This is a genomic window from Acidobacteriota bacterium (assembly GCA_039683095.1).
Lineage (GTDB): Bacteria > Acidobacteriota > Aminicenantia > Aminicenantales > Saccharicenantaceae > RBG-16-66-30.
The window spans coordinates 1-20,244 of the sequence record JBDKSB010000008.1; the positions used below are offsets into that span (position 1 = coordinate 1).

The following is a 20,244-nucleotide window of genomic DNA, read 5'->3' on the forward strand; positions in this document are numbered from 1 at the left end:
CCACGGCCGCCGCGAGGATGAGCCCGTAGGTCGAGGCCATCGACAGGAGGAAGAAGGCCCCGGCGACGAGCACGGCGCTCGCGACGAGGAGGGCCTTGAAGCCGAAGCGGTCGACCATCGGGCCGAAGAACAGGGTCATGACGAGCATGGCGAAGTTCATGGTCAGGAAAAGGTCGCCGGCCGCCCCCTTGTCGAACCCGACCTTGGCGAAGAGCTCCGGCAGGATGGCCCCCAGGATGGCCATGACGATGCCGAACACGAACATCCCGGCCCAGGCCGAGGCCTGGAGCCGGGCGACGCCGGCGGCGGCAGCCCGGTCGGGGACGTCCATCGTCACTTCCCCTTCCCGCGCCTGGCCGCGGCCGGCTTTTCGCCCTTGAACGGCCGGGCGTAATAGAACTCGGTGAAGGCCCGATAGACCCGGTCCATGTGGCCGGGCGGCACGCCGTGGACGTTGGGCGAGACGAAGGTCGGCGGCACCTTCCCGGTCCTGGCCAGCACGGCGGCCGTCTCGGCCACGAGCGACATGGCGATCGAGACGGCGGCCACGGTCGAGCCGGCGGCAACGCGCTCGATCTGCCCGACGTCGACCAGGGCGTCCTCGGGCGGGACGTGGTTGTCGATGGCCACGTCGGCGATCTCGGACAGGACCTTGCCGGACGAATGGGTGCGCTTGGCGATCCCGACGTTGGCGTGCGAGGAGACGGTGACGACCTTGAGGCCGCGGGCCCTGGCTTCCAGGGCCATGTCGATGGGCGCGGCGTTCAGCCCGCCGTGGGAGAAGACCAGCATGACGTCGCGCTTCTCGAGCGGATAGCTCTGGAGGAAGACCTTGATGTAGCCCTCCTGGCGCTCGATCCAGAGAAGCTCCCGGGCGCCGCCGGGGCCGATGACGTTCGACCACATCAGGCGCGGATCGTAGAGCGGGAAGAACCCGACGAAGCCGCCGTAGCGCGGGAAGATATCCAGGACGGGAATGACCGAGTGGCCGCTGCCGAACATGTAGACGCGGCCCTTCTTCCGGATCGAGGCGGCCATGAGCTTGGCCGCGGCCTTGATGGCGGGCATCTCCCGCGCCTGGATCTCCGACAGGATCCACTGCATGATGCCGAGATAGTTCTGAGCGGACATGGGCAACTCCTTCCTAGGCCTTTTGGTTCTTCTTCGGATTGCGGAGGATCCCTCTCTCCGGCTCCGCTCGGGGTATTGCCTTTAGCTCCCCGGCCCCCCGGGAACCAGTCGTCCGGTTCCCCCCGCTTCGCGGGTCCCCTCTCCACGGACGGGGATCCTCAAGGCAATACCCCTCGCTGCCTCGAGAGGGAATCCCGTGAACGGACGAGTGAGCCGATTTTTCCCACGCCAGGCGGCCGCAACCGTAGAGGCCGGCGTCCTCGCCCAGGGCGGAGGGAACGACCCGGACCGAGCGGGCGGCCAGGGGCTGGGCCCAGCGCCGGAATTCGCGGCGCACGGGCTCGAGGAAGAGGTCGGCGGCCTGAAAGAGCCCGCCGCCGAGGACGACGACCTCGGGATCGAGCAGGCTGACGATGTTGGCGACGCCCATGGCCAGGTAGGTCACGGCCTCGGCGACGACCTCCCGGGCCAGGGGGTCGCCCTGGCGGGCCGCCGCGGCGACGGTCTCGGCCGTGACGGCCTCGATGGACCCGCCGGCCAGGCCGAGCAGGGCCGACGGTCTTCCGGCGCGCAGCGCGGCGCGGGCCTTGCGGCCTACCGAGTTGCCGGAAGCCTCGGCCTCGAACGAGCCCATCGCCTCGTATTCCGGCTTGAAGCGCGGGTCGAGCCCGAACCAGCCGACCGCGCCGGCGATGTCCTCGTGGCCGTGGACGATCCGGCCGCCGGAAACGATGCCGGCCCCGATGCCCGAGCCCACGGCGAGGAAGACGGCGTCGCGGGCGCCGGCCGCCGCGCCGCGCCAGGCCTCGCCGGCGACGTAGGCGCTGCGGTCGGATTCGAGGACCAGGGGGAACGTCACCGCGGGCAACCGCCCCTCCGGCCTTGTGATCTTATCCAGCAGCGGATACTGGTCCCAGCCGGGGATGTTCGGCGCCCAGACCCTGCCGCTCGCCGAATAGGCGATGCCCGGGACGCAGACGCCCGCGGCGAGCAGGCGCCCCCCGGCGGCGCGGGCCGCCCCGGCCAGGGCCTCGATCCGCCCGCGGACCTGGCCGGCCGCGGCGTCGCCCCCCGCCTTATCGATGGGGACCTTCTCCCGGGACAGCATCTCTCCGTCCCTGGTGAACAGGGCCGAGGCGATCTTGGTCCCGCCGACGTCGATGCCGCCGCAGAAGTCGATCATCGTTCCGCGATCCGGACGACCCAGACTTCGCGCGGCTGGAGGGACTTCTCGACGACGGCCCGGTCGCCGTCCCGGGTCAGGGCGACGGCCCGGCCCGACTCGAGGTCGGCCGCCGCGGCCCCGGCGGCGTCCGTCCGGACGCCGAACCTGGCCGTGACCGCCTTGTCCTCGCGGTTGAACCCGAAGAGAATGGCGTAGCCGTTCCCGCGGAGGAGCCGGCCCTCGACCAGGGCGTCCGGCGGGGAGACCGAGACGCGCACCGGGGCGGAGATCTTCAGCCAGTCGGCCAGCCCGGCGAAGAGCTTGCCGTTGTTGGGGTTCTTGAAATGGTGATAGGCCGAGGCGAGGAAGGAGCCGGCGATGATGGCCCTCCCCTTGCCGAACGGCGCGGCCACGATGGCCGGCCGCCCGTCGGGGAACGCGGCCACGACCCGGCTCGCCTGCCCGAAGACGTCCAGGCTCTCCTCGAAGAACAGGCTGTCGAGCTTGTCGCCGGGCCGGAGCAGCGGGAAAGCCTCGTCGGCCGACTTGATCTCGACGACCCCCGTCTTGGCCAGGGGCGTCAGCTCGAGTTCGCGGCAGCCGAAGACCTGGTCCAGGCCGCCGCCGGGGACGACCGGGCTGGAGGCGCCTTTCTCGTCCACCCAGCCGCAGCGGGCCTCGGTCAGGAGCGCGCCGCCGCCGCGGACGTATTCGACCAGGGCCTTGACGTGCGGCTGCGACATCATGACCGGGTAGGGCGCGATGATCAGCTTGTAGCCGGCGGCGCGGGGCGTCCCGAGGTCGCGGACGTGGAGGAAGTCGACCGGGATGTTGCGCTCGAAGAAGGCCCGGTGGACGCCCTGCAGGGATTCGCTCAGGTTGTTGACCCCGACCGTCTGGCCCTCGCCCGTGAAGGACTGCTGGCCGCCGACCATGTGCGACAGCGGATTGTACAGGACGGCGATCTCGGCCTTGACCGGCAGGGCCCCGAGGAAGAGGTCCTTGTTGGCCGTGACGGTCCGGGCGATCCGGCCGCCGGCCTCGGCCCGCTCGGTGACCTTGCCGTCGAGCTCGACCAGGCCGTAGCCGCCGGCCTCGTAGCCCGTGCTCATGGGATAGTAGGCGTAGATGTTGACGGCCCGGGCGCCGTAGGCGATAGCGCTCCACATCCAGTCGCGCGTGTCCGCGGCCACCACGGGGTAGCTCATCTTCAGGCCGAAGACCCCGTAGCCGCCCTGGAGCTCGCCAATGTAGAAGCCGCCGTTGCCGATGCCCATGGACCGGACGAAATCGAGGCCCGCGGCGCGGTAGAAGGGCGACCAGGGCTTTATGGTCCAGGCGTGCTTGGGGTAGATCGAGGCGCCGTAGAAATCGGCGCTGTCGGACATCTTGCGGTCGTCCGGCGTGCCCGACCAGTCGGGCCGGGTGAAGATGCCAGGGGCGGCCGAGTGGCTGGTGACGACCGTGTCGGGCAGGACCGACTTGACGGCCGCGGCCTTGAGGGCCAGGTCCTCGGCCAGCTTGTCGGAGATGAACTCCTTCCAGTCGATGTAGTCGGTGAATGTCAATATGGTGCCGTAGCGGGGCGGCTGGACCTCGTCGAACGACTTCATCGTCCGGTACCAGGCCTTGTTCAGGGCCTCGATCGCGCCGTACTTTTTCTTCAGCCAGTCCCGGAAGCGGGCCTGGGTCGAAGGGCAGTAGCAGAACTGGACCGAGGCCAGGTCGCCGACATAATAGACCTCGGCCCAGTTGATGATATGGGGCTCGCTCCAGAGGTCCCAGCCGTAGAAGGCCGGCTTGCCCTTGACGGCCCGGGCCGCGGCCTTGAAGAACTCGAGGACCTTCGCCTGGACGCCGGCGTGGTCGAAGCAGAAGCCCGGCGCGGCCTGCGACTCGACGGCCACGCCGTTCGAGGAGACGAACTTGCTGTCCGGGTGCTTCTCCCCGACCCAGTCGGGCGCCGAGTCGATGTAGACCTGGACGATGACCCGGAGACCGGCCTCGCCGGCCAGGTCGGTCAGGAGCTCGAGGGCCGAGAAATCGTACCGCCCCTCGGCCTTCTCGCAGGCCGTCCACTCGATCCAGGTCCGGACGGTGTTGAAGCCCAGCCGCTTGATCTGGTCGATGTCCTTCTTCCAGGCTTCGCGCGACCGGGGCGTCACGGCCTCGAGCATGGGGGCCCGGGGCTTGCCGCCCGCGTACCAGACGGAGACGGGGAAAAAGCCCCTGGTCTTGTCCGGTCCGGCCGGTCCGGCCGGGGCGGCGGCGGCCGGGAGGCCGGCCGCGGACAGGACGAGGGCGAGCACCATCGCGGCGGATCGTGCGTTTCTCATGCTTTTCACCTTTCGCGGCGCTTAGTCAGTTCCGGGCGGAGCGGGCGCCGAACGACTTGCCGACGACCTCGAGCAGGTCCGCGTTCCCCGAGCGGTAGTCGCCGCCGAGCTCCCAGATGATGACGCCGGCCGAGCCCTTGTCCTTGACATACTGGGCCTTGAGCCCGGCCGAGCTCATGTCGTCGTAGGAGATGACCAGGCCCCCGTCCGTCCGCCGCAGGTAGGGCACCTGGGCCTCGCTGTCCCAGACGCGGGACCAGCCCGAGGAGGGCAGGTTCATGACGTCGACGTAGGACCAGCCCTGGCTGGCCGTGAACGGCGCCCCCATGGCGCCGCAGTCGAAGGACCGGCCGAAGAACGGCACGCCGATGAGGAGCTTGTCCAGGGGCACCTGGCGGCTGCGGGCGTAGGCGAACGACTCGTCGACCGAGCCGCAGCTGTCTCCCGGCGGCTCGTACAGGGGCGAGTTGTGGCCGGAATGGTCGGACCAGCTGCCGTGGTAGTCGTAGGTCATGATGCCGATGAGATCGAAGGCGGCGGCCAGCCGCTCGAAATCTATCCAGCGTCCGTAATAGCTCCCGGACGGGGCCGCGATCGTCAGGAGGAGCGGCGGCGATTGGGCCCTGAAGGCGGCCGAGAGGGTCTCGACCAGGAGCGAGAAATCGGCCTTCTGCTGTTCGTTCGAGACGAACTCCCAGTCGAGGTCGGCCCCGTCATAGGCGTTGGCCCGGCAGAAATCGACCAGCGCGGCGGCGAAGCGGGACCGGTTCTCGGCCGTCGCGGCCGTGCCGGGAAAGCCGGCGCAGTTCCCCCAGCCGCCGAGGCTGACGATGATCTTGACGCCGTTCGCGCGTGCGGCGGCGTTGAGATCGGGATAGAGGAAGCCGTCCGGGACGACGAGGTTCCCGGAGGAGTCGGGCCAGGCGAAAGCATGGGCGATATGGGTCAGGAAAGCGAAATCGATCGCGGTTTGAGGGTACTCGGCCTTGTTATCGGACCGGTAATAGCCCATGACGACCTTGTTCGGCTTGATCGGCTCGGTCGGGACCTGGGCGACCTCGCAGGCGAACGAAGCCAGGAGGATGGCGGTCAAGGCAAGGGCCGGCCCGGCGGCAGGGACCGTTGTCCGTCGTCGGAGGCAAGACATGAGCGCGCTCCTATTCTTAGCTTATCGCCGCCCCTTTTTCAATGGACGAGACTCCGGAGGAGGGCCTGTTTCTCCGGCGACCTGGCCAGGGCGTCCCAGGACCAGAAAACAACCCCGATCGACGGCGGCTTCAGGGCCTCGGCGGCCGCGGCCCGGAACTCGCCGGGCGGCAGCGTCTCCGTGACATAGGCCTCGGAGACTTGGGCGCTGGCCAGGACGGGTGCGCCGGTCCGCGACGAGATGTCCGCGACGACGTCGTGGATCCAGGCGGGCGGCCGCCGGACCATGTGGTGATAGCACATCGGCGAGATGAGGTCGACCAAGGGCGCCAGGCGGGCCAGGTCCTGGCCGGCCACGGCGCGGACGGCCCCGCCGAAATCGTCGTGCCGCCAGGGCACGGCGTGCAGGTTGACCTTGACGGCCGGCTTGGCCTCCCGGGCGGCCTTGGCCAGGCGCTCGACGGCCCGGGCGATCGTCCGGCACTTCCATTCCGTCCATTCGGCGGCACGGGCGGACAGGATCCAGCGGGCCTTGTCGGCCGTCGTGCCCAGGGTGGCGGGAAGCGCCACGCCCATCTCCTTCTCGAAGCCGGCCAGGCAGACCGGGCAGAAGCAGGTCTGGGGCAGCGTTTCCGGGGCCCGGTCCGGCGCGACCTTCTCCCAGAACACGAAGTAGCGGATGAAGTCGAGGCTGACGGCATACGGGTCGCCGGCGGCGACGAGCGCCTTCAACCGCCCGATCTTGCGCCGGAGGTGATCCTCGCGGGCCGGGCAGACGAATTCGACCCAATCGTCGCGGGCGGGAACGCCGGAGGCGGTGATCGCGGCCAGGCCCGGGTCCGCCTTGATGGCCTCGGGGTCCTGGAAGACCGGGAAGATGAGAAAGAGATCGAGGCCTTGGGACTTGGCCCCGGCCCGGAACTCAGCGTTCCCGAGCAGGGCGTCGCTGACGAAGGCCGTATTGATCCCGAGATCCCGCCAGGCCCGGAAGAGGCCGTCGAAAGGCGGGGCGGCCTCGTAGATCTTGACCCCGACGACGGGGCGCGGAGCGGCGGCCCGTCCTCCCCCGGCGCAGGCCGCGGCCAGGAAGATCAGGGCCGCGGCCAGGGCGAGGGCCGGGGCTGTCCTTGAAAAAAGCCTGACCGGTGGAGGTTCTGCGAACACCGTCCCTCCTTGGAGAAGATGGATCAGCCCAGTTCGGGGAGGCAGAAGGAGATCGAGCGCCGCTCGCCGCAGGCGCCGCAGCGGAGCGCGGCCTCGAGCTTCTCGCACTTGAGCCCCTTCTCGGTGCGGATCTCGCTGGTCCACTTGCCGCCGCACGCGCCGCAGGACACCGGCAGGACGAGGGTGACCGTGGCCCGCCGGCCGCGACCGTCCGTCTTGGGGACGTCGACCGCCCGGACGCGGAAATCCAGGCCCTGGGCCTCCTTCAGCTCGCTCAGGAACGACCTGTAGAAGCGCAGCGTATCGGCCGATTTCTTGACGGCCAGGCGGCGTCCCGCGGCCGTGCGCATGTTGGCCGGCAGGACGGAGGCATAGGTCAGCTCCTTGCTCAGGGAATCCATGGCCGCCGACTCGAGGTTCCGGCCCCGGAGGGTCGACTTGACGAAGAAGTTGGCCACGCCGAGATAGCCGAACTTCGACAGGAAATCGGCGTCGTGGACGATATCCGCCAGGCGGTTGCGGCTGGCGCCGGATTGGTAGAGCGAGCGCAGGGCCCGGAGGACGTGGCCGATATCGGCCATCTTCAGCCCGGCCTGCTCGAGCGTGGCCCGGGCCAGCTGGGCCGCCGCCTCCTCTTCGGGCTTGTCGTCGGCGTGATAGCGCCCCCCGGCGAACTTCCCGGAGTCGTGGAAGAGGGCCACGAGCGCGGCCAGGTCCCGGTTCTCCTTTTCGGCCTTGGCCAGGCTGTAGGACTGGCCGGCCACGAGAACCGTGTGCTCCCAGAGGAAGCCCGGCCGGCCGTCCTTCTTCTTCGAGAACCTCTTCTCGGCCTCCTCGATCGTCCGCCGGACGCGCTCCACGAGGCCGGGCGAAAGCGTCGTGAGAGAGCGGTAGAATTCCTGCTGCTTGAGAAGCATGGGGGTGTGTGCCCGCTCATTATGTCCGGCCGCCGGACCTAAGTCAAGGCCGTGAACGCGTCCGCCGTTTCGCCGCCCGCGCATTGAAATGGCGGGGCAGAGAACATATGATGGGCCGCGTGACAAGGACGATCAGGTGCGGGGGACGGGAGATGACGGCCGTCGTGCTGGCCGGCGGGCGCGGCCGGCGGATGCGGGCCGACAAGGCCCGCCTGGACGTCGGCGGCCATACCCTGCTCGATCATGTCCTGGCCCAGATAGAGCCGCACTTCGACGAGATCATCGTCTCGGTCTCGGACGGCCGGCCGCCAGGTACGGCAGGCCGGGCCGGGCGGCGGCCGGATGTCAGGGCCGTCACGGATGGCGTCCCCGGGCAGGGGCCGATCGCGGGGATCCTGGCCGGGCTGAAGGCGGCCCGGAACGACGCCTGCCTGGTCGTCGCCTGCGATATCCCGGACATCGACCTCGATCTCGTTCGAGTCCTGGCCCGCACGGCCTGCTGGTCCGAGATCGCCGTCCCGGTCGGCCCCGCCGGCTTCTACGAGCCGCTCTTCGCCGTCTACCGGAAGTCCGTCATCCCCAGGATCGAGGGCCTGCTGGCCGGCGGCGAACGGAGCCTCCTGCCGCTCTTCGACCTCTGCCGCACGGCCGTCGTCCAGTTCGAGGACGCCGCCCGGATCCGCAACCTCAACACCCGCGAGGAATACGAGGATTATCTGCTCTCGCTCGGGCGCCGAAGGGCCCGCGGGTCCGGGAAGAAGCCGACGTCCGCGGGATAGGAGCGCCTGGAAGACCGTTTCGCCGGCTCAGTCGCCGGGCCGCGGAACCAGGCCGTAAAAAAGAAAACGGCCGGCCACCGCACCCATGAGGACCAGAACGAACGCAAGGTTCAGGGTCGGGCGAGAGCCGATCGGTCCGGCCGCGGGATGGGCCGTCGGCGCGGTCTCCGCTAAGGACAGGATGATGAGGATGAGCCCGCCGGCGAGCAGGGCCAGTCTCCCGAAGTGCAGCCGCCGAGGCACTCGCGTGGGGGGCCTGAGCGACGGTGCAGGCGACCTGTCAAGTCCGAAGACAGGCGTTTCCAAGGACTCGACTAGAACATCCACGGCGATCATAAGCGAAGACAGGAGCCAGAGCCCAGAAAAAAGCGGGTACGGATTGCCAGGCGGGGTGCCGGTGATCCAGGCTGTTGCCATGGCCCCGAGGGTCCCGGCGGTCAGGAAGAAAGACAGGCCCGTGTATCCCGGTTCCCAGGACGGCACCGATCTGAGCATATAGATCTTCGACATGCTCACCAGGAATAGGACTCCGTCCACAGCCAATGCGCCCATCACGATACTGAACGATAAGTCGGCTGCATTCCCTGTCCGGACAAGGATATCGGCCAGGACGATGAGGGCCAGCAGCGCGAGCAGGCACAGGATCTCGCGGCTGAGCCAGGACGTTCTCAGGTTCGCGAGGACCCGGAAGGCCCGGAAAGGGAACCGGAGATGGAAAAAGGAAAGGGCCGCGGCGATCCCGAGCAGGACGAGGGCCATTTCGAGGACGGTCAGGACGAGGTGCCGGGCCGGCATCAAGCTCCATCCCGGCGCGGCGAAAAAAAGCAGTATGGCGGACAGGACGAGGATCGCCCCGGCGGCCGTCTGGCCCAGAATGGTGAAGGCGACGAGCGGCCACTCCTTGAGCATCGGGGCCCTAGACTTCTTCCCAGTTGGCGACTTCGGCCCCCCGCTCGGCGGCGCGGGCGGCGTCCCGGTGGGGCCTGATGACCAGGGCCGGGTCGGTCTGGCCGGGATCGGGCAGCGGCACGATCTGGCGGACCTCGCCGTATTTCTTCCGCAGCTCGGCCAGGTCGCCGAAGTCGAGGGCCCGCTGGGGGCAGGCGGCGACGCAGGCCGGCGTCCCGCCGGCGTCGACGGCGTCATAACAGAAATTGCACTTTGAGACCGTGTTCGTCCGGACGTCGAAGCGGAGGGCGGTGTAGGGGCAGGCCCACTCGCAGTAGCGGCAGCCGATGCAGGCGCCCGTATCGACGAGGACGATGCCGTCGTCGCGCTTGAAGACGGCCTTGACCGGGCAGGCCAGGCCGCAGACCGGGTTCTCGCAGTGGTTGCAGGCCATCGAGACGTTGTAAGCGACCACGGAGGGGACCCAGACGCCGTCCTTCTTCTCCCAGCCGCCGCCCGTGACCTCGTAGACTCGGCGCCAGAGGAGGCCGGGCGCGAGGTCGTTGCGGTCCTTGCAGGCCATCTGGCAGGCCTTGCAGCCGCTGCAGGCCGCGGCGTCGAAGAAGAAGCCGTACTGGGTCACCATATCAGCCCGCCTGCGCCTTCTCGACCTGGACCATGATCGTGTGCTGGGCGTTGCCGAAGGCCAGCGGCGTCCAGCGCTCCGACGACAGGACGTTGACCGAGCCGCGCCGGTCGACGCCGTTCGCGTCCGGCGTCCACCAGGCGCCCTGAGGCAGGGCGACGACCCCGGGCATGATCCGCGGCGTCACCCGGCACTTGACCAGGCAGGCGCCGCGGTCGTTCCAGACCCTGACGGTGTCGCCGTTCCGGATCCGTCTCGCCTCCGCGTCGACGGGGTTGAGGAACAGGCGCTGGGGAAAGGCCTCCTCGAGCCAATCGATGCCTTCCATGGTCGAGTGGACGCGCGAGAGATAGTGGTGGCCGATGGCCGAGAGCGGGTACTTGGCCGCCTCGGGTCCGAAGGGGCTCTCCCATTCCTGGATGTACTTGGGCAGGGCCGGGATCTCGTCCGGCCGGTCCATGTCATAAAGCGTCTTGGAGAAGATCTCGATCTTGCCGGAGGGGGTCGGCAGGGGGTGCTTGACCGGGTCCCGCCGGAAATCGACGAAAGCCACGGCCGGACGCGTCACCGGGACCGAGTAGACGCCGGCGTTCGAGCGCTCGAACTCGTCGAGCGTCGGCAGGCCGGGGAAGCGGGTCGCCCGGTAACGGTCGAGCGACCAGGCCACCCAGTCGCGCTCGGTCCGGCCCTCGGTGTAGGCCTGTTCGAGGCCGAGCCGGGCCGCGATCCCGGCGCAGATGCGGTAATCGCTCCTGGCCTCGCCGGGCGGCTCGACGATCTTGGGCATGAGCAGGACCTCGTCGCCGTACTTCCAGCCGTCCTCGAGCCCCCAGGTCTCGAACTGGGTGCAGGCGGGCAGGACGAGGTCGGCGAACCGGGCCGTCGGGGTCAGGAAATTGTCCTGGACGATGATGAACTCGGCCTTCGTCTCGTCGGCCAGGATGCGGGCCGTCCGGTTGATGTTGCCGTGCTGGTTGATGAGGGCGTTGCAGGCCACGGCCCAGATGCACTTGATGTCTGAGGCGAGCTTCGACGCGCCGCGCAGGCCGTCGGCCGGGCCCATCGCGCGGCCGCGGAGGACCGCTTCGGTCCAGAGGAAGCTCGGGATCATGGCCTTGACCGGGTTGTCGCCCGTGGGGAAGACGAGCCAGAAGGGACCGCCGTCGGGGGCCTGGAGGGCTATGCCGCCGGCCCAGCCGCCGGGGACGCCGACGTTCCCGGTCAGGGCCGCGAGGACGCAGCCGGCCCGGACCGCCTGTTCGCCGTAGGCCCGCCTCTGCATGCCGTAGCCCTGGTAGAGGACGCCCGGCCGGGCGGCGGCGTATTCGCGGGCGATCCGGGCGATGGTCTGGCGCGGCACGCCGCAGATCCTCTCGGCCCATTCCGGCGTCTTGGCGACGCCGTCCCGCGTTCCGAGCAGGTAGTCCGTGTAGCTCTCGGCGCCCTCGGCCCCGGCGGGCATCTGGCTCCCGTCGAAGCCGACGCAGTGGCTGCGGACGAAGGCCGCGTCGTGGAGGTTCTCCCGGACGATGACGTAGGCCATGGCCGTCATCATGGCCGCGTCCGTGCCCGGGCGGATGGGGATCCATTCGTCGGCGAGCGCGACGGCGCTCAGGGTCAGCCGCGGGTCGACGCAGACGACCCGGGCCCCCTTCTCGCGGGCCTTCTGGACGAAATACTCGCTGTTCGTCCCGTCGCGCATCTCGGCCGGGTTCCAGCTCCACATGAGGATGTACCTGGAGTTGAGCCAGTCCTGCCGCTGGTTGCCGGTAACGCCCGTGCCGTAGACGGTTGGGGTCGCCGCGGAGATGGCCGCCCAGGAGTAGCTGTTGTAGAAGCCGAGCGAGCCGCCGAAAAGGTTCATCAGCCGCTGGGCGGTCTGGCGGCCGTTGATCTGGTTGTAGCTGCCGGTGCCGTAAGGAACGTAAAAGGCCTCGTTGCCATAGGCCGCCTTGATCCGCTTGAACTCGGCGGCGATGCGGTCGAAAGCCTCGTCCCAGGAGATGCGCTCGAACTTGCCCTCGCCCCTCTTGCCGGCGCGCTTCAACGGATGCATGAGGCGGTCCGGATGATACTGCCGGCGGCGATAGGCCCGGCCGCGGACGCAGGCCCGGAGCTGGGGGTCGGCCACGGTGTCGGACGGTCGGTCGTCGGTCTCGATGCGGACGATGCGGCCGTCGCGGACGAAGGCCTTGAGCAGGCAGCGGCCGCCGCAGTTGTGGGAGGGGCAGCCCGTCCGGACCATCCGCTCTTCGGCCCCGGGAGGCGCCTGCTCGATCAGAACGTGGCGCGGGTCGCGGCGGCGGAATCCCGGAAGGCTTTTCGAAGAGGCCGCGGCCGATCCGACCGCGGCGGTCCAGCGAAGGAAGCCCCGGCGGCTCATGGCCGAGGTCTCCATCCCTTTCTTGATCACGCCGCCATTATTGACGGGAAGCCCGGGGCAGTCAAGACGGGCGGGCGCCGGGGGCGGGGGCGGGCTCGCCCCCCGGGCGCGTCCGGGACCGGCCGCCGGCCGGCTCAGCCGACCTGGGTCGTCAGGAAGATCTGCAGGCCCATCTGGCCGATCTGGTCCTGAATCTCCTCGATGCCGTCGATATGGGCGTCCTCGTCCTTGAGGATGCCCTCCAGGATCTCGCGGGTGGCAAAGTCCTTCACGTTCCCGGCCAGGACGATGGCCTCGTTGTAGGAGTTGATCGCGCCTTCCTCGGCCTTGTGGTCGTTCGCGAACATCTTCGGGATGTCGGCGCCGACGAAGATCTTCTTGAGGTCGCTCACGACCGGCAGGCCCTCGAGGAAGAGGATGCGGCCGATGAGCTTCTCCGCGTGCTTCATCTCGGCCACGGCCCGGGCCTCGATCGCCTTGTGGAGCTTGCCGTAGCCCCAGTTGTCGCACATCTCCGAATGGACCATGTACTGGTTGATGGCCGTCAGCTCGTCGGCCAGCAGCGAGTTGAGGACGTCGATGAGCTTGGGATCGCCTTTCATGTCACCCTCCTTTTGGTTTCGGACCCGGTACGGTCCGTTCGGAAGATATTCTAGGCCCTTCCCCGGACAAAGGCAATCGGCCCCGGGAGGAGACGGCCGCCTTGCGGGCGGGGCTGGAGCGGGGAGCCGTTTTTGGCTAGAATGCAGTCATCTCCGAAGGAGGGACGCATGAGACGCTCGATCATCCTGGTCGCGATCCTTGTCGCCGCTCTGCTCCTGGCCGGGTGCGCGCCCGGCCCCAACAGCGCCGAGAAGACGCCGAACGCCGGGGGCAAGACGGCCGGCTTTTTCTACGGGCTCTGGCACGGCTTCATCTCGCCGGTCACCTTCGTCATCTCTGTCTTCAGCCGGCATGTCCGCCTCTACGAGGTCCACAACAACGGGACCTGGTACAACTTCGGCTTCGTCCTCGGGGCGGGCCTGTTCCTGAGCGGCGGCATCCTCGGCCGGAAGAAGAAGCGAGGCTGAAGGGAGATCTGGGAAGGGGTTTGACTCCCCTTCATTCCAGGGTAACCGTCTTCGCCGGGCCGTAGAGGATCCCGTTGAACAGCAGCTTGAAGGTGCCGTGGGGCTGGCCGCGGAACGCGATCTCCGGCCCGTAAAGGAAAAGCTTGCCCCGGCCGACCTCGGCCTCGGCGACCTGGACGCTCCGCCTCAGATAGGCCTCGCCCCAGGCCCAGCCGCTTCGCAGCAGCTTGCCGTCGTCGAACCAGGCCACCGGCTTCACGCCCTTGAGCTCGGCGTCGGGCGGCAGCGTGAAGGCCGGCGTATTGTCGTAGAAGACGTCCACCGTTTCCGGCATCCCCTGGCCCAGCGGATGGCTGTTGTCCACGCGGGCCCTGAGCACCGAGCCGGGGATATAGAACTTCGCGGCCTTGAGCGGCGCGGCCGTCCCGTCCGGCCCGATCTCGACCAGGGCGTTGGCCAGCGGCAGCCGGAAATGCTCGGCCAGGGCGGTGGCCGTGTCGAGGGCCAGGATGGTCCCGCCCGCCTCGACGAACCGGCGCAGGGCCGGGATCGTCTTCTCGGCCGTGATCCGGCCGATCCGTCCCTTGTACTCGTCGGGAAGCGAGGCCGGCGGCTCCGGCTGGAAGCCCCGCGCCCCTCCCCCGCCGTCCGGGCCGGCCGCCGCGACGCGCGGGATCGAGCCGCCGACGAAGATCAGGGCATCGAACCTGGCCGCGAGATCCTCGCGGTCGAGGTCCGGGGCGAAGACAAGCTCGAACGGGAACTCGAACTGCTCGAGGAGCCAGCGGATCCAGCCCGAGGCCATCGATCCGCCGTACGTGTCCCAGAGCCCGATCCGGACGGGCCGGAGCTCGAAAGCCGGCCCCTTGGGGGCGGAGGCTGCGGCGCCGATCTTCAGGCCCAGCTCAGCGGCCGCTTTCCCCAGGACAGCCGCCGCCTCTCCGGACGCCGGCGCCCAGATCGTCCCCGCGGCCCAGGTCCGGTCGCCGGTCTCTAGCGGCTCCCTCAGCCAATAGACCCTGGCGCCGGCCTTGAGCAGCCGGTTGACGGCCGTGAACGTGTCGTTGATGCGATGGTCGAGGAGATAGCCGGCCGCGCCCGGCGCGGCGTCGAAAACGCCCGCTGGCGGCTTGACCACGCCCGTCAGCCGTTCGAAGGGGCCGTCAAAGCCGTCGAGGATCCGGTCGAAAGCGACGCCCATCTGGTACGCCAGGGTCCAGCCTGCGGCGTCGTAGGGCGGATTGGGGGCGCCGCCCGGGTAGGGGAAGTCGTTCGGATGGTCCTGGGGCTCGAACATGGTCAGCAGGTGCGGCCGGAAGGCCTGGGCGGCCCTGATGACGTAGGAGCCGCGGGGGTAGCGCCGGCCGGCCGCGTCGAAGTCGGCCCTGGCCCGCTCGACGGCGATGCCGCTCTCGATGAGGGCGTTGACCAGCTTGGTCGCCGTCGGGAAATCCGCCTGGTCGGACGGGATGACGTAGCCCCGCGCGTCGCGGCGGGCCTTGTCGAAGATCGCTTCGTAGTACTTGACGTCGGCCCCGCGGCCGCGCCCGAAGCCGCCCGGGCCCGGCGCGCCGCTCCCGGCGCCGGCGGCGCCCCGGCCGGCCGCCCGGTCCTTTTCGATGGCGGCCTGGACGGCGGCCACCGTCCCCGGGACGATGGTCCAGGAGTCCCGGCTTCCCAGCTCGATGGCGTGCCGGCCCATGAGATAGCGCCGGTACAGGAAATCCTCCCGGTGCTTCGAAGCCACGTCGAGGATGGCCAGGTCGGCCGTGATCGAATACTCGACCGACTGGCGAAAATGCCATTTCTGGGGCGCGACGGGATAGGGATAATCCTGGCTGGGCAGCAGCCGCTCCGGGATGAAGGGGATGTCGACCGGCGTCGGGCTGCCGATGGCCTCGGTCAGGATGCCGATGATGTTGTGGAAATAGCCGGTGCTCCGCAGGCCGCCGTTCCACCAGGTCGAGTACGGCGCGCCCGAGCGCATGGTCGCCCCCGGCTTGCCCTCGGTCACGAAGCGGTTGTGCATGGACGCCGCGACGAGGTCGATGCCCATGGGGATGAGCGGGTCGAAGTCATAGTTGAACGGATCGCGGAACGGCGGCGCGAACAGGACCGTTCCGGCCGGCCCGGTCTGGTGATGGTTGTAAAGGACCTGGGGGTGCCACTCGACGAACAGCTGCCGGCTGATGGCCTTGGTCTCCGGCTGGGTGTTCATGTAGAAGTCGCGGTTGTTGTCGTGGCCGATGTACTTCTGGTAGAGGACGGGCAGGCCGTTCATCGACCGCTTGGCCGGCTCCTTCTCGCGCATGTACCAGTCGGCTACGAGGTCGAGCCCGTCGGGATTGGCCGGCACGGCCAGGAGCACGACGTCGTCGAGGATGCGGCGCGTTTCGGCGTCGTTCCGGCTGACCATCCGCCAGACCAGCTCGATGAGCTGCTGCGAGCCGAGGATCTCCGTGGCGTGGAGCCCGCCGTCGATCCAGACGACGGCCTTGCCCGCGGCGGCGAGCTTCCGGGCGCCCTCGTCGGTCAATCCCTCCGCTAGGGCCAGGCGCTTCGAGATGTCCCGATACCGTTCCAGCCGGGCCTGGTTGGCCGGCGATGTGACGACGGCCATGATCATCGTCCGGCCCCCGGCCGTCTTCCCGATCTCGACGACCTTCAGCCGGTCCGACTCCGCGTCGAGCTTCTTCCAGTACGCGGCCAGCTGCCTGTAGCTGACCAGCTGGTAATCGTCGCCGATGGAAAAGCCGAATTGCTCCTGTGGGCTCGTCAGCCGGGCCGCGGCGGCGGGCATCCGCAAGGCCGCCAGGACGGCCAGGACCAGCAGGATGGACAGGGCGGGGCGCGGCGAGCGGCGGGTACGGGTCCGGCACGGGATGGACACGGGCATGCCTCCTCGATGGGTTCGGAGGAGGTTCTATATCAGAGGATGCGGGAGGGTGTCAAAGGCGGAAGGGCGGCGCGGCCGTCACCAGACGCCCGGGATGAGACGGGACCGGACCGCCAGGGCGTATTCCTCGTACCAGAGGAGGTCCAGCTTTAGCATGCGGTCCTCGAGGCAGGTCCTGAGGATGAGCAGCAGGCCGGCCAAGCCCTGAGGGATAAGGGCCCAGGAGGAGCCGAGGGCGAGCGGCGTCGCCAGGCCGAAGAGCAGTCCGCCGAGGTAGCCGGGGTGGCGGCAGAACCGGTAAGGGCCCTCGCGGCAGACGGTCTGGCCCCGGTCAGATTGGATGCGGGCGACGCTCGAGAAGAAGGCGTTGACGCACTTGGCCCAGGTCATCAGCCCGTGGCCGGCGACGAAGGCGGCCAGGGCCAGGACATAGACGAACCAGGGTAAGGCGGCGCTCCAATGGAAGCGGCCCGCGTCCAGCGCGGCCAGGATGACCGCCGCGAAATAGAGCGGCGTCGAGAGCAGGTAATATCCCTTGTCCCACCATTTCATGCCCCGGCCGGGGCGGAGCCGCTCGGCGATGAGCCCGTTCTCGCTGCTCACGAGCCGCGAGGAGGCCGCGAAGGCGGCCGCGGTCCCGGCCAGGAAGAGCCAGCCCTGCCAATAATCCAGACGGCCCGCGGCCGCGAAAATAAAAGCGCCCAGGACGGCGATGCCGGCAAGGTGGGCGGAAACGAGCCGGACCCGGACTCTCCTCATAGTACCATTATCGGCGAGAGCCCCGACGGATGCAATATCGCCCCTGCTCCTGTCCTGACGATCCGCCCGACCCGCCTACTTCCCGGCCTCGCCCCGGACGACCCGGAAGCCCGTGCACTCCGGCGAGGCCGCCGGGCGCGCCTTGGGATCGGCCGGCCGGTCGGCGCTGCCGCCGACCGCCTGGCCCGTGCCGTCCTTCGCGATCGCCCATTCGGCCGCGTTGCCGCCCAGGTCGAAGACGAGCTCCTCGCCCTCCTTGCCGGCCCCGGGGAAGCTGCCGGCTTCTTTCAGCAGGGCCGCCGGCCCGCCGATCTCCCTGATCTTGGCCGCAAGCCGGAGCGCGTCGTCGGGATTCGCGGCGTAGCCGGCCCAATGATCGAGCGTGTTCTCCCCGCTCACCCCCTCCGACAGCCTGGCCGCTTCCTCCGTGGTCGGCAGGCGCCAGGCCGCGCCGGTCAGCTTCGAGAGCCAGGCCGCGTAGGCCCGGGCCTCGTCGAAGGTCACTCCCGTCGCGGGGAAGTTCTCCTGGCCCGGGGCCGGTTGACGCTTAGGGTCGAAGGCCGCGTACTGGGCCCGGGTGACCTCGAAGCGGCCGACCTCCAGGCCGGCCCTCTTGACGGCCTCGGGGACGAGGGCCCCGGCCGGCCCGGCCTCGACGCCGAAGCGGCCCCCGGCCCGGGCGATGGACAGCCGGCGGACCGCCTGGCCCAGCGGCGAATCCGGCTTGAGGGCCTCGTTGGCCGCTTTCTCCGTCTTGAAGAACCAGCGGTCGAACCAGGCCATGTCCTCGTCGAGCTTGCGCAGCTGGTGGGCGTATTCCTGGAGGCCGTGCGGCTCGCCGGGGAAGAGCAGGAACTTCACCGGCACCTTGTCCAGGTGGTAGAGGGCCCGGTAGTGCGTCCAGCCCTGGCTCGTCGGGACGTTGCGGTCCTCGGTGCCGAAGAAGATGATGGTCGGCGCCTTGACCTTGTCCATCTGGAACAGCGGCGAGATGCGCAGGTAAAGCTGGGGGTCCTCGAGCGGCGACTTGCCCAGGTAGTAGGCGTCGAAGGACTGGCCGAAGTCGACGTTGGCCCAGTCGCTGATGAACTCGACGTCGCCGGCGCCGGCCGAGACGACCTTGTAGCGGTCGGGATTGGCGATGGACACGGCGATCGACAGGATCGAGCCGTTCGACCAGCCGAAGGTGCCGACGCGCTGCGGGTCGGCCAGGCCGCGGGCGATCATGGCCTCGACGCCCTTCTCGATGTCCTCGACGGGATAGTCATAATAATGGCCGCAGCAGATCGATTCGACGAACTTGAGGCCGTAGTTGGTGCTGCCGTGATAGTTCGGCTTGAGGATGAAGGCGCCGCGCTGGTTGAGGAGCTGGTGGGCGTAGGCCCAGCTCTCGTCCCACATGTCGAGGTCGGCCCCGGCCGGGCCGCCGTGGGGGGCCGTCAGCAGGGGGTAGGCCTTGCCGGCCTCGTAATTGTGCGGGTAGTAAAGCAGGCCCTCGATCTCCTCGCCCAGGGCGCCGGTCCAGCGGACGATCTCGGTCCGGGCCACGGCCTTGTCCTTGAAGCCGGGGTTGAGGTCGGTCAGCCGCGCCGCCGGGCCGAGCTTGGCGCCGTCGAGGGGGGCCCGGAACCACTGGCCCGGCAGGCTGGCCGTCGAATGATCATAGACCAGGACCCTGGCGTCGCGGCTGACGGCGAAGCCGAAGATGTTGCGGACATGCTCGCCCGCAAGGTCGGTCCGCTTCCAGGCGTCGCCCGTCTTGACGTAGCGGGCCGGGCGGAGACGGACGCCGTCGGCGAGCAGGGCGATGAAGCCGTCCGGCGCCGGCTCGAGGCCGCCGCCCAGGCCGTTGGCCCAGCCGAGGTCGACCTGGAGGTCGCGGCCCGCGGCCAGGTCGTAATAGTAGAGGAGGGTCACTGTCGCGGTGAAGAAGCGGGGATCGGACGAGTAGGGCGCGGCGAAGTAGAAGCCGCGGCCGTCCCGGGCCGGCCGGATGGCGGACGGGATCAGGCGCCTGCCGGCCAGGATCTCGCGGCGCTCGCCGGTCGTCAGGTCGTAAAGGAACGACTTGGGCAGGATCTTGTGGTCCCACTCGAAGCTCAGGTACTGGCCATGGACGGTCAGCGCCTTCCGGCCGTCGGGGCTGACGGCCCAGGCCTGAATGAAGTCCGTGTTGTCGGTCAGCCGGGCGATCTTCCGGTCCTTGAGGGACAGCTTGAAGAGGCGGACCGGCGGCTCGTGGAGGACGTCGTCGACGACCCGGGTCGTGTCCTTGCGGCGCTTGACTTCCTGCTCATAGAACGCCGGGTCCTCCTGGGCGCTGAAGACGACCGTATCGTCGTCGACCCATTCGAAGTCCTCGACGCCGCGGACGAGCCCGGTCACCGGGAAGGGCTCGCCGCCGAAGGGGCTCATCTGCCAGAGCTGCGAGCGCGACAGGTCGGGGTTCGGCTTGGGCAGGGGCTTGGTGCTGCGGAAGAGGATGGCCTGGCCGTTCGGCGACCACTTGGCCGCGGTGTTCAGGTCGGTTCCCCGGGTCAGGGCGATCTCTTTCCCGGTCGCCAGGCTGGTCAGGTAGAGATTGGCGACGCGGCCGTTCTTGTCCTTGTCCATCCGGCTCCGCGTCCAGACGGCCCAGGCGCCGTCGGGCGAGATCTCCCAGCCGGAGGCCGTCTCGGCCAGGAGGACGTCCTCGGCCGTCCAGGCGGCCCCGGGCCGGCCGGGATTCCCGGGAGCCGGCTTCTCCGGCACGGCGGCGAAGGCCGCCGCGGTGATGAGAACGGCCAGGGCTGTCGCGAACCGGATCGCTCGGGGATGTCCGACCTTCATGGGCCACCTCGCTCTTCGGATTTGAAGGGGATTCTTCCACCATTCGGCCGCGCCTGTCAATGAGGCCATCCGGGACCCGTCCGATAATCAATGTCCGGCCGCCCGAAGCGACTAAAGTTATCCAGCTGGCGGAAA

General features: G+C 69.2%; 16 protein-coding genes. 2 read left to right on the plus strand and 14 right to left on the minus strand.

Going from position 1 to position 20,244, the window contains the following annotated elements; genetic code table 11:
- The 7 genes from ABFD52_05760 to ABFD52_05790 form a co-directional block, all read right to left on the minus strand.
- On the minus strand, positions 1-337 hold a 337-nt coding region (locus ABFD52_05760; GenBank protein MEN6560259.1), incomplete at its 3' end, for an MFS transporter.
- On the minus strand, positions 334-1,131 hold the full coding sequence (locus tag ABFD52_05765) for a sugar isomerase domain-containing protein (protein MEN6560260.1): 798 nt from the start codon (positions 1,129-1,131) through the stop codon (positions 334-336). The genes ABFD52_05760 and ABFD52_05765, both read right to left, overlap by 4 nt.
- Before the next feature lie 13 nt (positions 1,132-1,144).
- Positions 1,145-2,314 carry an ROK family protein gene (locus ABFD52_05770; GenBank protein ID MEN6560261.1) on the minus strand — a complete coding sequence of 390 codons (1,170 nt, stop codon included), beginning with the start codon at positions 2,312-2,314 and terminating at the stop codon, positions 1,145-1,147.
- Positions 2,311-4,632 carry a beta-galactosidase gene (locus ABFD52_05775; protein ID MEN6560262.1) on the minus strand — a complete coding sequence of 774 codons (2,322 nt, stop codon included), beginning with the start codon at positions 4,630-4,632 and terminating at the stop codon, positions 2,311-2,313. The genes ABFD52_05770 and ABFD52_05775 overlap by 4 nt, the downstream gene beginning before the upstream one ends.
- Positions 4,633-4,657: 25 nt before the next feature.
- The gene (locus tag ABFD52_05780) at positions 4,658-5,725 is read right to left on the minus strand and encodes a glycoside hydrolase family 18 protein (GenBank protein MEN6560263.1); all 1,068 of its coding nucleotides are present in this window, start codon (positions 5,723-5,725) and stop codon (positions 4,658-4,660) included.
- 92 nt (positions 5,726-5,817) lie between these two features.
- Positions 5,818-6,942 carry a hypothetical protein gene (locus tag ABFD52_05785; protein MEN6560264.1) on the minus strand — a complete coding sequence of 375 codons (1,125 nt, stop codon included), beginning with the start codon at positions 6,940-6,942 and terminating at the stop codon, positions 5,818-5,820.
- A gap of 23 nt (positions 6,943-6,965) precedes the next feature.
- Positions 6,966-7,859 carry an HD domain-containing protein gene (locus tag ABFD52_05790; GenBank protein MEN6560265.1) on the minus strand — a complete coding sequence of 298 codons (894 nt, stop codon included), beginning with the start codon at positions 7,857-7,859 and terminating at the stop codon, positions 6,966-6,968.
- 119 nt (positions 7,860-7,978) lie between these two features.
- Here ABFD52_05790 and ABFD52_05795 point away from each other — a divergent pair, with 119 nt between their 5' ends.
- Positions 7,979-8,638 carry a molybdenum cofactor guanylyltransferase gene (locus ABFD52_05795; GenBank protein ID MEN6560266.1) on the plus strand — a complete coding sequence of 220 codons (660 nt, stop codon included), beginning with the start codon at positions 7,979-7,981 and terminating at the stop codon, positions 8,636-8,638.
- 27 nt (positions 8,639-8,665) lie between these two features.
- On the opposite strand, the gene ABFD52_05800 is transcribed toward ABFD52_05795, so the two are convergent.
- From ABFD52_05800 to bfr, 4 genes are all read right to left on the minus strand, one after another.
- Complete coding sequence (locus tag ABFD52_05800) at positions 8,666-9,547, minus strand: DmsC/YnfH family molybdoenzyme membrane anchor subunit (protein MEN6560267.1); 882 nt, start codon at positions 9,545-9,547, stop codon at positions 8,666-8,668.
- A 7-nt stretch (positions 9,548-9,554) separates the two neighbouring features.
- On the minus strand, positions 9,555-10,172 hold the full coding sequence (locus ABFD52_05805; protein MEN6560268.1) for a DMSO/selenate family reductase complex B subunit: 618 nt from the start codon (positions 10,170-10,172) through the stop codon (positions 9,555-9,557).
- 1 nt (position 10,173) lies between these two features.
- Positions 10,174-12,585 (minus strand): DMSO/selenate family reductase complex A subunit, encoded by a 2,412-nt coding sequence (locus ABFD52_05810; protein ID MEN6560269.1) that lies wholly within the window; start codon positions 12,583-12,585, stop codon positions 10,174-10,176.
- 104 nt (positions 12,586-12,689) lie between these two features.
- Positions 12,690-13,157, minus strand: a complete 468-nt coding sequence (gene bfr, locus ABFD52_05815) for a bacterioferritin (protein ID MEN6560270.1) — start codon at positions 13,155-13,157, stop codon at positions 12,690-12,692.
- A gap of 168 nt (positions 13,158-13,325) precedes the next feature.
- Here bfr and ABFD52_05820 point away from each other — a divergent pair, with 168 nt between their 5' ends.
- Positions 13,326-13,625, plus strand: coding sequence for a hypothetical protein (locus tag ABFD52_05820; GenBank protein ID MEN6560271.1), 300 nt, complete (start codon positions 13,326-13,328; stop codon positions 13,623-13,625).
- Positions 13,626-13,656: 31 nt separating this feature from the next.
- Here the strand turns inward: ABFD52_05820 and ABFD52_05825 are convergent, their stop codons facing one another.
- From ABFD52_05825 to ABFD52_05835, 3 genes are all read right to left on the minus strand, one after another.
- Entirely contained in the window at positions 13,657-16,515 is a 2,859-nt protein-coding gene (locus tag ABFD52_05825; GenBank protein MEN6560272.1) for a M14 metallopeptidase family protein, read from the minus strand.
- Positions 16,516-16,599: 84 nt separating this feature from the next.
- Positions 16,600-17,280: a methyltransferase gene (locus ABFD52_05830; GenBank protein MEN6560273.1), complete on the minus strand. Its 681-nt coding sequence runs from the start codon at positions 17,278-17,280 to the stop codon at positions 16,600-16,602.
- 75 nt (positions 17,281-17,355) lie between these two features.
- Positions 17,356-20,109 carry a prolyl oligopeptidase family serine peptidase gene (locus tag ABFD52_05835; protein ID MEN6560274.1) on the minus strand — a complete coding sequence of 918 codons (2,754 nt, stop codon included), beginning with the start codon at positions 20,107-20,109 and terminating at the stop codon, positions 17,356-17,358.
- Between the last annotated feature and the right edge of the window lie 135 nt (positions 20,110-20,244).